The organism is Acetatifactor sp. (genome assembly GCF_982438285.1).
The window spans coordinates 1-12026 of sequence record NZ_CEWDFQ010000063.1 but is presented as its reverse complement, the minus strand read 5'-3'; the positions used below and the strand labels follow the sequence as shown (position 1 = coordinate 12026).

The following is a 12026-nucleotide window of genomic DNA, read 5'->3' as shown; positions in this document are numbered from 1 at the left end:
CTCCATTCCCATGCCCATCGCTTCTTTTCTGGAAGAGTATGATTTCTCCGGCAAAACGATTTTGCCATTCTGCAGTCATGGCGGAGGAGGGCTTGGCCAAAGCCAGACTGCCATTGCAAAGCTGGTTCCGGACGCCAATATGGCGGAGGGCCTTGCGATCAATTACTCAGGCGGCTCTGGTATGCCGGATGATGTAGCGGCATGGCTGGATGTCAATGGAATTGAAAGACAATAAATCATAATATCATTATTTTGAGGAGGTTATGCAACATGAAAAAGAACATTGGAAACGCACTGGCACTGTATCCCACCCCTCTCGTTGTCGTAGGGGCCATGGTCGATGGAAAGCCCAACTGGCTCCTTGTGGGTCATCTTGGCATTATCGGCCATGACCATGTAATGGTCAGCTTGGCATCTGCCCACTATACGAATAAGGGAATCAAAGCAACCAAAAAACTTTCCATTAACATTGTAGATGAGGCAATGCTTGTGGGGGCGGACCGCTCCGGCTGCGTAAGCGGAAACAAAGAGGATAAATCCGCTTTGTTTGATTATGTGACAGATGATGCAGGTGTGCCAATGATCGTACAGGCGCCGGTAACCATGGTATGCAGCGTAGAGGATATTTATGAGACGAAAGGATTTGAGAGTTTTATATGCACCATTGACGCAACCTATGCCGAAGAAAACGTGCTGAATGAGGCAGGCAAGATTGACTATCATACCTTGAAGCCAGTGCTGTTTGAAATGCCTACTTATGAGTATCTGCGAACTGGCGATGTGATTGGTAAATGTATGTCATTTGGAAAAGAAAAGAAGGATTGAAAATGAACCCCCTACTGATTGTTTCCTACTCTTATTCGGGCAATACCCATCAAATTGCGCAAAAACTGCAGGAAGTTACTTCCGGTGATTGGTGTGAAATTCATCCCCGGCAGCCCTACCCAATGGCTTTCCCGGAATTATTGGAGCAAGCAAAACGGGAAATCCGAACCGGCTGCTATCCGCAGCTTCTTCCAGGCGCCAGCTCCCCGCGTCCTTATTCGGTTATTTTTATAGGGTGCCCAGACTGGTGCGGAACGATTGCGCCGCCATTGGCTTCCTGGCTGTATCGAAACGATTTATCCGGGAAAATCATTCTTCCGTTTTATTCATACTGTGGAGGCGCTGTGGGAAATATCAGGAAAGATATTGCTAAATTGTGCCCGAAAGCAGATATACGGGAACCATTGGGGATAATAGGCGATGGCGAGGAGCAGTTAGCGAAGTTGCTTCGGCAATGGCTCATCAGAACTGGAATTACAGATGACTGGCTTCCTTATGTCGGTTAAAGGAGCTGCGTGGGCTAAAGAGGAGAAGATTTATGAAGCTTTGATCTATCGGGAGTAGAAAAGCCTATTGAGCGTTTGGAAGATCCCCTTTCTCCAGGGGAAGAAGAACCAGGATACGAACCGGTTGCGGGCGAAATGGTGATTTACCGCCCTTGGGCTAATTTTACGATTTTTTACGGTGATTTTCGTTATTCAGACGAACTTGTTCCTCTGGGAAAGGTAGAAAGCGGACTGGAGGTACTTTCCAGTAAAACAGAGGATTTTACAGGTACATTGGAATTAATGGAGACAGAGTAACTATTCCAAAGCTGCTGCGATGATGCAGCGGAAATAAAAACAATATAAGGAGGATTTATATGCGTATCAGTGATAAAAATTTATTTGATCAGGAGAATGTTTTCGGATTAGGAAATGCCAACACAGCCTATGCCCAGTATTTTATTGGAAATTCTTATTTGAATCCATTAACGGAAGCGGGAAAGTGCCCGGTATTTCTGGCTAATGTGACCTTTGAACCTGGGTGCCGGAATAATTGGCATATTCACCATGCAAAAAGCGGCGGTGGCCAGATTTTAATCTGTACAGCTGGAGAGGGATGGTATCAGGAAGAGGGAAAAGAGGCGGTCAGCCTGGAGCCAGGGAAAGTGATCGTGATCCCGGCTGAAGTCAAGCACTGGCATGGAGCGAAAAAAGACAGTTGGTTTTCTCATATCGCACTGGAGGTTCCTGGGGAAGAGACTTCCAATGAATGGCTGGAGGCTGTGGATGATACAGCTTATAACGCGCTTGATTAAGGATGACTGTGGCAGGAGGCTGTGAAAATGCAATACATAAAACTTGGGAATTCGGAAATTGAAGTATCGCGAATCTGTATGGGATGCATGGGATTTGGTGATTCAAAAAACGGACAGCACAGCTGGACGATTAACGAAGAGCATTCTCGCGAGATTATTAAGCGGGGATTGGATCTGGGGATAAACTTTTTTGACACGGCGATTGGCTATCAGAGCGGCACCAGTGAGCAGTATGTAGGGCGCGCGATCAAAGATTTTGCGGATAGAGATAAAATTGTATTAGCTACGAAATTTCTTCCGCGCACTCCAGATGAGATTGATTCGGGTATTTCTGGGCAGCAGCATATTGAGCAGATGGTAAATACCAGCCTGAAAAACCTTGGCATGGATTATATTGATCTTTATATTTATCATATGTGGGATTATGAAACGCCTTTATATGACATTATGGATGGACTGAACCGGGTGGTAAAGGCTGGAAAGGTAAGATATATAGGCATCTCAAACTGTTTTGCTTATCAGCTTGCAAAAGCCAATGCTTTAGCGGAAAAAGAAGGGTTTGCAAAGTTTGTGTCCATCCAGGGGCATTATAATCTGATCTTCCGTGAAGAAGAAAGGGAGATGGCGAAACTGTGTGCAGAGGATAATATTTCCATGACGCCCTACAGTGCGTTGGCAAGCGGACGCCTTTCAAAACATCCCGGTGAAACTTCCAAACGTCTTGAAGAGGACAGCTATGCAAAATTCAAGTATGACGCTACGGCAAAGCAGGACAATGTGATTATTGAACGGGTTGCGGAACTTGCAAATAAGAGAGGCGTATCCATGACGGAAATCTCCCTCGCATGGCTGCTGACGAAGGTAACAGCTCCCGTAGTAGGAGCCACAAAACTGAGCCATATCGAGGGGGCGGTAAAAGCGGTAGGCCTGGCTTTGACAGAGGACGAAATTGCCTATCTGGAAGAACCGTATGTGCCCCATAAGCTGGTAGGTGTAATGGCACAAAACACTCCAGCGGCGGCAAAGGAAAAACATGTGTGGTCGACGGGAAATCAAAAGATTGAGAAGGCTTAAGCTGCCTGATCAGGATAAAAAGCGATTGTTATTACATTCTTGATGATCCAGATGGAAAACATTTGATTTGATAGAGAGGAGCAGAAATGGAAATTCTTCAGCGGGAATTTGTCTATATTTGGTATTATTTTACAGTGCAATGGGATCAGATCTTTTTTTACTGGGTCATAGGAATGGCAATCGGGTCTGCGGTTTCCGTATTTGCAAAGGATTCTATTCACCGGGTATTTCTTTCCCTTCAGAGGAAAAGGCTGGGGATTTTGGGGATCGTGGCAGCCAGTGCATTAGGGGTTGCTTCTCCCCTCTGCATGTATGGGACCATTCCCATTGCGGCCTCTTTTTCACGGAGTGGAATGAAAGATGACTGGCTGGCTGCGTTTATGATGAGTTCCATCCTGCTGAATCCCCAGCTCATTGTTTACAGCGCGGCTTTGGGCCATACCGTTCTGGCAGTAAGAATCATTACCTGTTTCCTATGCGGGATCCTTGCAGGCCTGCTTATATTTTTTCTTTGTAAAAATCGCTCTTTTTTTAACTTTAACAATTTGAACGGCCCAGCCAACCGGGATACGGATCCGAGCCTGCTTAGACGGTATGTGAAAAATCTTGGACGCAATGTAAAGGCTACTGGCCCCTATTTCCTGATCGGTATTTTGCTGTCTGCCCTTTTTCAGCGATATGTCCCGGCAGATGCCATGACCTCTCTGTTCGGGGGAAATGAAGCCCTGGGAGTTTTAATGGCGGCTACAGTAGGTGTACCGCTTTATGCCTGCGGAGGCGGGACGATTCCTTTGCTGCAGCAATGGCTTTTTGACGGGATGAGCGTAGGAAGTGCGGCCTCTTTTATGATCACCGGCCCGGCCACGAAAATCACTAATCTGGGAGCGGTAAAGATTATTATGGGGGCAAGGCGGTTTGCTTTGTATCTCGCGTTTGTTATGCTGTTTTCTTTTTTGGCAGGCATAATTGTAAATCTACTTATTTGAAGGATAGGATGAAAAGATACTCAGGAGAAGATGCAAGTGATAATACGGACAGGAAAAAAGGCGGGGATAGTAGTCGTTGTACTTAGTTGTCTGATATGGCTGGCTGGATGCGGGTTGAGGGAAACGGGATATAAAGTACCAGAAGGGGGTGAAGAAACGGCGGCGGAATCAGAACCAGATATATCGGAACTGCAGAGCGCCGATTCGGATGACGAAGAGTTGGTTGAAAACAAGGATCCTTTTTCCGGGGAACAGGAACAGAGGCTGCTCCCGGGACAGAGAGAACTGATTGTCCGATATATGGAAGCCTGCTATCATGGGCTTGCGTCTCTGGAGCCGCAGGATATGTCAGAACTTTTTCTGGACACGGCAGGGGATCAGCTTTTGCTGGATGAAAGCGCCCTGGATTATGTAACAGGACTTAGAAAGATGCAGAAAACCGATCTGCGCCTGGATGATTATGGTTACGAGTTAAATGTAACTGCGGCGGAAACTGCTGGGGATGGAAGCGTCGATATTTGGATTACGGAAACCAGCACCCAGAATTTCAGCCAGCACCCGGAAATCGACACAACTTTGTATCGTATTGTCCATCATTTTAAACTGCAGGATACAGCAGATGGGTGGAAGATCGTGGGGCATCTGCAGTGGGATTCCATTTACTGGAATCTGATTAGAGAATATTGGGACTGGGACAGTGAAGAAATGGTAATTCCGGAAGCAGAATCGTTTCTCCCCGGCAAGGTAGATGAACTTTTGTCAAAGGCAAGGGAAGACATGGAACTTCGCGGCCAGCAGCGCAATTCAACGCCGAAGGCCTGCCAGTATGAGTATGACCGGGCCCAAGCAGTGGCTTACAGCAGCCAGTGGGCAGGCAGAAGAGTTGTTAATTCTTCCCGTCTTTCACCCATGCGGGTATATGTTGATGGCTCCAACGGCCAGAAATGTATTGATAATATTCTGCTTCGATCTGCTGGCAGAGTGCTTTCAACAGGGAGCGAAGGAAGCGGGGCATACTGTGGAGGTTATTGACGCAGCCCACGCTGAGATACACCCTTGTATTGGGTGCATTCACTGTGGCTATGAGGCCCTTGGTGTGCTGATGGCGGCCACAATCGGGGTTCCTCTTTATGCCTGCGGGGGCGGCACCATTCCCCTTTTGCAGCAATGGCTGTGGGAGGGAATGAGTGTGGGAAGCGCAGCTTCTTTTATGATTACCGGACCTGCCACAAAAATCACAAATCCGGGGGCTTTAAAAATTGTGCTGGGCATGAAACGCTTTTTGCTGTATCTGGCTTTTGTGATGGTATTCTCTCTGGTGGCCGGGCTGGTGGTAAACTTGTTTATATCAGGAAACTAGGCTGCATCAGCCAGCCCCTCCGCCGCCATACAGCGGCGGTATATTTTGATGAAATACACTCCTTCTGCAACAGCGGTAAAGAGCCAGGAAAATACATACAAAAGATAGAGAGATTCTATGGTGCCAAAGTATGCAAAAACCGTATAAATCCAGAGGATGCGGAACACGCAGGAGCCCATGATCACAATAACAGTGGGGATGGCGGTCCGGCCCAGTCCCCTGGAGGCCGCGATGGTGCAGTCCATAAAGGCGGAAACAGCGTAGGACAGGGACATGATGGAGAGACGTCTGATGCCCGCCTCTATCACGGCGCTGTCGCTGGTAAAGAGGGAGAGGAAGGGATACCGGAAAAGGTATAGGCTCACTCCCAGAATCAGCCCCAGGAAGAAGGAATAAGTCAGGCTGATCAGATAGCTCTTTAAAATCCTGTCCTTTTTGTGTGCCCCCAGATTCTGCGCCATAAAGCTTGCAGCGGCGGTGTAGAAGGCAGCCATCATATCGTAGATCAGGGAATCCGCATTTGCGGCAGCGGAATTGCCCTCCACCATCACATGGTCAAAGGAATTTACGCTGGTCTGCACAAACAGATTGGCGATGGCAAAAAGGGCATACTGAAGGGCGGAGGGCAGGCCAATGCGCAAAATGCGGATCAGCTTGGCAGAGTCCACCCTGAGATAAGCCATGCGCAAGAAAAAGCTTTCCTGGCTTTGGAAGAGAGACCGCAGGATCAGGGAGGCGGAAATATATTGGGCGATAATGCTGGCGATAGCCACTCCAGCAACGCCAAGATGGCATACGATCACAAAAAACAGATTTAAAACCACATTGATTACACCGGCCAGGGAAAGATAGTACAGAGGACGCTTAGTGTCTCCTGCAGCGCTTAGAACCGCATTGCCGAAATTGTAGAGGGCAAGGGCGGGCATTCCCAGCATATAAATGCGCAGGTACAGCACGGCGTCAGCAATCAGCTCCTTCTTGGTGTTCATGGCCTCTAAAATGGCGGGCGTAAAGCAGACGCCTATCAGCAGAATCAAAATTCCCGCAAGCAGGCAGAGAATGGCGGAGGTATGTACGGTTTCCCGGATATCCTTTTCGTTTTTGGAACCGATATGCAGGGCGGTCAGAGCGTTTACACCGCTGGCCAAACCGATCAAAAGCCCCGTAAACAATGTCACAAGAATACTGGTGGAGCCAACAGCTCCCAGTGCGATAGGGCCCACAAATTTTCCCACCACGGCAATGTCCGACATGTTGAACACCACCTGGAGGATGTTTGTAAACATCAGGGGAATACTGTACATCAAAATTTTTTTCCACAAAGACCCGCTTAAAAGGTCCATTTCGTGCTTCTTCACGGCATATTTCCTTTCTCAGTATAAAATATAGTCAGGTGAGAAACTCCGGCCACTGCTTTGGAACCTGTTTTTGGTTATTATGACCAGTTTCGTGCCTTTGCTTTTTATGGTAAAATGCCTTCTATATCATACACCTAAAAACAGGAAATGCAAGAGGCAGATGATGATTTATTTAAAGCATTTTTCTTTTCCCAATGTGGACCGGGAGCACAGCTTTTTTATGGGGATACAAAGGACCTGCTATGACTCTTATTATCCCTTTCAGGTGCTGGTCAGACACCGGCTTACTATGCTTGATTTTGAGCCTGTCACAATTTTATATGGAGGCAACGGCTGCGGAAAAACCACGGCCCTGAATGTGATTGCAGAAAAGCTGGGACTGGAGAGGGATTCCCTGTACAACCGCAGCAATTTTTTTGAGGATTATACGGCCATGTGCGATTATGAAGTGTACAAGCCCATTCCCAGGGGCAGCAGAATCATCACCAGTGATGATGTATTTGATTTTATGCTGAATCTGAGAAGCCTCAACCAGGGCGTAGACAGAAAAAGGGAGGATTTGTTTGAGGAATATCTGGACGCCAAATATTCTCATTTTCAAATGCGCTCTCTGGAGGATTATGAGCAGCTTAAAAAGGTGACCACCGCCCGCAAAAAAACCCAGTCCAGGTATGTGCGGAGCCGCCTGATGGACAATGTGCGGGAGCATTCCAACGGGGAAAGCGCTTTTTTGTATTTTTCGGAAAAGATAAAGGACAATGGCCTGTACCTTCTGGACGAGCCGGAAAACAGCCTGTCTCCCCAAAGACAGAAAGAGCTTGTGAAATTTCTGGAGGATTCCGCCCGCTTTTTTGGATGCCAGTTTATCATTTCCACCCACTCTCCCTTTGTACTATCCATAAAAAATGCAAAAATATACGATATGGACGAAGAGCCTGTGGATGTCAAAAAATGGACAAAGCTTCCCAGCGTGCGCGCTTATTATGAATTTTTCAAGGAGCATGAAGGGGAATTTGACGAGTGACATCAAAATATTATCTTTCATTGACAATAAATTGCCTTTTACGTTATACTGATATTGGCAATATGTATTCCTGAAAATAATAATATTGAGGAGGGTTTATCAATGGAAAAAGGAAAATATGGCATTAGACTGTGCTTCTACACTGTGTCGGCGTTTATTCTCGCATATCTGGGGTACTCCACAGTGCTGTTTCTGCTGGCAGGCGTGGTACTGCTTGCGGAGAAAAGCGAGTGGGCAACCCGTCAGGTAATTCAGGCTATCTGCCTGTGCGTGGCAAGAAATTTAGTGTCCGCAGTGCTGGGAGTATTTGACTTTTTGTATGAGATCCCTATTATTTCCCATATCTGGGGTGTTGCAGACGGACTGGTAGAAGCTCTTGTGAGCATTTTTGTGCTGGTATTCTGCATTGTGGGTGTATTGAAGAATCTGAAGGGTAATGATGCGGATATTATTGGAGCCAGAAAGTTTGCAGACTGGGCATATGGAATTGTAAAAGTGCAGCCGCAGCCCGCTCCGGCTCCTGCACCAGTACCGCAGCCGACTCCGGCTCCTGCACCTCAGCCCGCTCCAGCGCCTCAGCAGACTTCTGTTGAGACACCTCAGCCTGCACCGGAATCTGCGGCCGCGCAGACAGAAAATCCGCAGCAGTGATAAAAAATTTGAACCTCGGAAAAAGAAAGCCCGGTGCTGTGAAAACGGCGCCGGGTTTATGCTTCTAAAAATTTCTAAGAAAATTTTGTGCAAATAAATAGACAAAAGGCATTAGAAAGAGCTAAAATAAGACAGGCAGCCCTGAGGAAAAAGGGCCCAGTAACAAAAGGAAAGGATTTTTTATGAAAAAGAAAGTACTTGCAGCAATGATTGTGGCAATGGGTATTCTTACAGGCTGTGGAAATAACGAAGACTCCGGTTCCGTTGTCCATACTGTGGAAGGACAGCCTATAGCCAGTGAATCACAGGAGGGAGAGGAACAGGCGCAGCCTTCTGGAGATACTGTGATTACGGAACGGACCGTGGTGGACGGCAAGATGCAGAGCTATCTCACAGGGGAGTGGAAGGATGAGGCTGTAGTAAAGAGAAGAAATATGGCAGTGATTATGCCGAACAATAAGCCATCCCTGCCCCAGTATGGTATTTCTCAGGCAAGCATTGTGTACGAGGCGCCTGTGGAGGGACGAATCACTCGTCTCATGGCATTGTTTGAGGATTATGACGATCTGGATCACATTGGGCCTGTGCGCAGCGCCCGGGATTATTATGTGTATGAGGCTATGGCCTATGATTCCATATTTGTGAACTGGGGTCTTGCAATTCCCTTTGTAGGGCCGATCATCAACACAGACAGAATTGATAATGTAAGCCAGGCGGTGGAGGGCATAGATGTAGCCGCTCCGGAGGCCTTTGACCGTATTTCCAGATCCGGCTATGCCACGGAATATACGGGCTATCTGTTTATTGACGGCTACAATGAGGCTGTGGACCGTCTTGGTTATGAGACGGAATATACGGACCGTTTTGTGCAGGCTTTTACCTTCGCTGCGGACGGACAGCGGGCGGAATATGTGGATTATCCTGAGGCAACCAAGATTTATCCCGGAGGCACCTCCTCTAACAGCGGCGGTTACGGCAATGCCAATCCCTGCTTTACCTATAATGAAGAGGACGGCTTATATTACCGTACCCAGTACGGCGCTGCCCACACGGATGAAATGAATGGAGAACAGATTGCTGTGAGCAATGTGGTATTCAAAATCTGTCACGGAGAGGTAAGAGATCCTGCAAATCTGGATTATCTGGCCTTTGGCGTTCATGGAACGGGAGACGCCTATGTGTTTACAAACGGCAGGGTGATCAAGGGAACCTGGAGCCGGAACGGGGATTATGATCCCAATATTTTCTTGGATGAGAACGGCAATGAAATCGTGTTCAATCAGGGGAAAACATGGATTTGCAATATCTGGGATGAGTATTCTCAGTATATGTCCTATGAATAAAGTCCGGCAGCAGACCGGTTATGAGAAAGAAACAGCTCCGGCTGTTTCTTTTTTCATAATTTTTCAGTACTTTTTGCGTATTTTTCCCAAATTTCAGGTGGTTAGTACTGTGATTTTGCTGTAACATAACTGTGAAAGATTTCTGATGGATTATTTTAATGTCCGCCGGGCGGGCAGGAGGGATAGAAATGAGAGCAGTAAAATTGGGAAAAAAGAAAAATCAGGAACTGATATTAAAGGGAAATCTGGTGAAGGCAATTTTATCGCTGGCGATTCCGGTTGTCATCAACAGCTTTCTGCAGACCATGTATAATCTGACGGACACCTATTGGCTGGGAAAAATCGGAACCAGCCAGCTGGCGGCCATCAATCTGGTGACGCCTGTGCAGAATGTGATTATCAATTTCGGAACGGGCATCACGGTGGCGGGAGCAGTGCTGATCGCCCAGTATGTGGGCGCAGGTCAAAAGGATGAGGGCAAAAGCATGGCAAACCAGATATTTGCCTGCGCTATGCTCTTTTCGGTGGTGTGCTCCACAGTATGCTTTATCGCTGCGCCGGGAATCATAAATTGGCTGGGTGCTGATACGGAAACCTTTGTGCATGCTCAGACCTATCTTAGAATTGTGATCTGGGATATGCCCTTTCTTTACATGGTGAACATTTTTTCTGCAGTGCATCAGGCTCAGGGCGATGCGGTGCGCCCTATGCTTCTGAATCTGGGCGGCATTCTGATCAACATGGTGCTGGACCCCCTGCTGATGATCACCTTCGGCATGGGAACGGCAGGCGCGGCCCTGGCTACGCTGCTGGCGAAGGCGGTTCCCGCCGTAGCAGCCTTTGTGCTGCTTTCCAACCCCAAAAAGGACATTCGTCTGGATGTGCGCCACATCCGGTTTGAAAAGGAAAAGCTGAAAATGATCCTGAAGGTGGGTCTGCCCACAGCAATCGGAGGAAGCACCATGCAGCTTGGTTTCCTTTTGATGAGCAGGAATGTGTATGTATACGGAACAGGAGCCATGGCAGCCTATGGGATCGGCAACAAGGTAAACGGGCTGATTACGCTGCCCTCCAACGGTATCGGTTCTGCAACGGCAACTATTGTGGCTCAGAATATGGGAGCCGGGCAGCAGGAGCGGGCGGAAAAGGGTTTCCGCATTTCTATGTGGATTTCTGTTGTATTTTTGTTTGTTGGTGGTATGATTTTATCAAGGATGCGGATATCCACAGCCATTGTAAGTATTTTTTCCAACGATGACCAGGTGATTGCCATGGCGGCGGACTTCCTAAGCATTATGGCATTTTGGTGCTTTACCAACGGTATTTATAATACGGTGTCAGGCCTGTTCCAGGGCACAGGGCATACGGAGGTAAACATGGCGGTGGACGCCACAAGGCTTTGGGTGTTCCGGTTTTTGACGCTGTGGTTCTGCGAGAGCATCCTTCACATGGGCGTGCGCAGCGTGTGGTATTCGGTAGTAATCAGCAATGGCATTTCTGCCGTGATACTGTATATCTTGTACCGCACCGGCCTGTGGAAGAAAGCCAAGCTCAAGATTAACAAAAAAATGACAAGGGAGTCTTATGAAGAAAGGGAAGCGCAGGCATAAATTGTGGATAGGCATGGCAGCGGCAGTGGTGCTGTTAAATGCAGCGGCATGGAACAGCACGGCATTCTGCGACGCCTACATTGCCTGGATTTTTCCTGTGTGGGTCAATACCTACGGCAGAATCACCGGCCTGTTTCCCTTTTCCGTAGGGGAATGGATGATTGTTGCGGGCCTGCTGTTACTTGGATGCGCTTTTGTGCTTGCTCCGGCAGCAGCCCTGGCCGTCTGTATTCCCCTTCCGGCGTTTCGGCGGATTCGGGGGAAATGCCTTGGAATGGTGAAGGGCTTCTATGTATTTTTTATCTGGACCCTGTTGATCGTATGCCTTGTGATGACGTTAAACTGTTTTATTTTGTATCACGCATCCACCTTTTCCGAAAAATATTTCGGGGAAAGAGGCAGTGAGGCGGAAGGCACATACACGGTAAATGAGCTGATTCTTTTATATAATGAGATTGCGGAAAAATGTAATGCCTTATCCAGGCAGGTGGAGAG

14 protein-coding genes and 1 pseudogene are annotated in these 12026 nt (G+C 47.7%); 14 read left to right on the top strand and 1 reads right to left on the bottom strand.

Annotation, left to right across the window (positions count from 1 at the left end; all coding sequences use genetic code 11):
* The 9 genes and pseudogenes from AC1WIP_RS04965 to AC1WIP_RS04925 form a co-directional block, all read left to right on the top strand.
* On the top strand, positions 1-235 hold a 235-nt coding region (locus AC1WIP_RS04965; protein ID WP_481140778.1), incomplete at its 5' end, for a flavodoxin.
* A gap of 35 nt (positions 236-270) precedes the next feature.
* Entirely contained in the window at positions 271-825 is a 555-nt protein-coding gene (locus AC1WIP_RS04960; protein ID WP_481140777.1) for a flavin reductase family protein, read from the top strand.
* A 2-nt stretch (positions 826-827) separates the two neighbouring features.
* A complete protein-coding gene (locus AC1WIP_RS04955; protein WP_481140776.1) occupies positions 828-1331 on the top strand; it encodes a flavodoxin in 504 nt (167 codons plus the stop codon).
* Between the two features lie 54 nt (positions 1332-1385).
* A pseudogene (locus AC1WIP_RS04950) lies at positions 1386-1628 on the top strand (cyclophilin-like fold protein); the annotation flags it as partial.
* 59 nt (positions 1629-1687) lie between these two features.
* A complete protein-coding gene (locus AC1WIP_RS04945; protein WP_481140775.1) occupies positions 1688-2125 on the top strand; it encodes a cupin domain-containing protein in 438 nt (145 codons plus the stop codon).
* Positions 2126-2152: 27 nt separating this feature from the next.
* A complete protein-coding gene (locus tag AC1WIP_RS04940; RefSeq protein WP_481140774.1) occupies positions 2153-3199 on the top strand; it encodes an aldo/keto reductase in 1047 nt (348 codons plus the stop codon).
* An 86-nt stretch (positions 3200-3285) separates the two neighbouring features.
* Positions 3286-4185 (top strand): permease, encoded by a 900-nt coding sequence (locus tag AC1WIP_RS04935; RefSeq protein WP_481140773.1) that lies wholly within the window; start codon positions 3286-3288, stop codon positions 4183-4185.
* Between the two features lie 36 nt (positions 4186-4221).
* Positions 4222-5217, top strand: coding sequence for a hypothetical protein (locus tag AC1WIP_RS04930; protein WP_481140772.1), 996 nt, complete (start codon positions 4222-4224; stop codon positions 5215-5217).
* Positions 5204-5545: a permease gene (locus AC1WIP_RS04925; protein ID WP_481140771.1), complete on the top strand. Its 342-nt coding sequence runs from the start codon at positions 5204-5206 to the stop codon at positions 5543-5545. The genes AC1WIP_RS04930 and AC1WIP_RS04925 overlap by 14 nt, the downstream gene beginning before the upstream one ends.
* On the opposite strand, the gene AC1WIP_RS04920 is transcribed toward AC1WIP_RS04925, so the two are convergent.
* The gene (locus AC1WIP_RS04920; RefSeq protein ID WP_481140770.1) at positions 5542-6903 is read right to left on the bottom strand and encodes an MATE family efflux transporter; all 1362 of its coding nucleotides are present in this window, start codon (positions 6901-6903) and stop codon (positions 5542-5544) included. The two genes, AC1WIP_RS04925 and AC1WIP_RS04920, sit on opposite strands and share 4 nt — an antisense overlap.
* Before the next feature lie 160 nt (positions 6904-7063).
* Between AC1WIP_RS04920 and AC1WIP_RS04915 the strand changes: the two genes are divergently transcribed.
* From AC1WIP_RS04915 to AC1WIP_RS04895, 5 genes are all read left to right on the top strand, one after another.
* Positions 7064-7927, top strand: coding sequence for an AAA family ATPase (locus AC1WIP_RS04915; protein ID WP_481140769.1), 864 nt, complete (start codon positions 7064-7066; stop codon positions 7925-7927).
* Between the two features lie 102 nt (positions 7928-8029).
* Positions 8030-8578: a hypothetical protein gene (locus tag AC1WIP_RS04910; RefSeq protein WP_481140768.1), complete on the top strand. Its 549-nt coding sequence runs from the start codon at positions 8030-8032 to the stop codon at positions 8576-8578.
* 182 nt (positions 8579-8760) lie between these two features.
* On the top strand, positions 8761-9921 hold the full coding sequence (locus AC1WIP_RS04905; RefSeq protein ID WP_481140767.1) for a DUF3048 domain-containing protein: 1161 nt from the start codon (positions 8761-8763) through the stop codon (positions 9919-9921).
* A gap of 188 nt (positions 9922-10109) precedes the next feature.
* On the top strand, positions 10110-11531 hold the full coding sequence (locus tag AC1WIP_RS04900) for an MATE family efflux transporter (protein WP_481140766.1): 1422 nt from the start codon (positions 10110-10112) through the stop codon (positions 11529-11531).
* On the top strand, positions 11506-12026 hold a 521-nt coding region (locus AC1WIP_RS04895), incomplete at its 3' end, for a DUF3810 family protein (protein WP_481140765.1). The genes AC1WIP_RS04900 and AC1WIP_RS04895, both read left to right, overlap by 26 nt.

Excerpts from the sequence above, each read along its gene's own strand:
- AC1WIP_RS04960 (WP_481140777.1), top strand. The coding sequence starts at position 271 with ATGAAAAAGAACATTGGAAACGCACTGGCACTGTATCCCACCCCTCTC.
- AC1WIP_RS04955 (WP_481140776.1), top strand. The coding sequence starts at position 828 with ATGAACCCCCTACTGATTGTTTCCTACTCTTATTCGGGCAATACCCAT.
- AC1WIP_RS04945 (WP_481140775.1), top strand. The coding sequence starts at position 1,688 with ATGCGTATCAGTGATAAAAATTTATTTGATCAGGAGAATGTTTTCGGA.
- AC1WIP_RS04940 (WP_481140774.1), top strand. The coding sequence starts at position 2,153 with ATGCAATACATAAAACTTGGGAATTCGGAAATTGAAGTATCGCGAATC.
- AC1WIP_RS04935 (WP_481140773.1), top strand. The coding sequence starts at position 3,286 with ATGGAAATTCTTCAGCGGGAATTTGTCTATATTTGGTATTATTTTACA.
- AC1WIP_RS04915 (WP_481140769.1), top strand. The coding sequence starts at position 7,064 with ATGATGATTTATTTAAAGCATTTTTCTTTTCCCAATGTGGACCGGGAG.
- AC1WIP_RS04910 (WP_481140768.1), top strand. The coding sequence starts at position 8,030 with ATGGAAAAAGGAAAATATGGCATTAGACTGTGCTTCTACACTGTGTCG.
- AC1WIP_RS04905 (WP_481140767.1), top strand. The coding sequence starts at position 8,761 with ATGAAAAAGAAAGTACTTGCAGCAATGATTGTGGCAATGGGTATTCTT.
- AC1WIP_RS04900 (WP_481140766.1), top strand. The coding sequence starts at position 10,110 with ATGAGAGCAGTAAAATTGGGAAAAAAGAAAAATCAGGAACTGATATTA.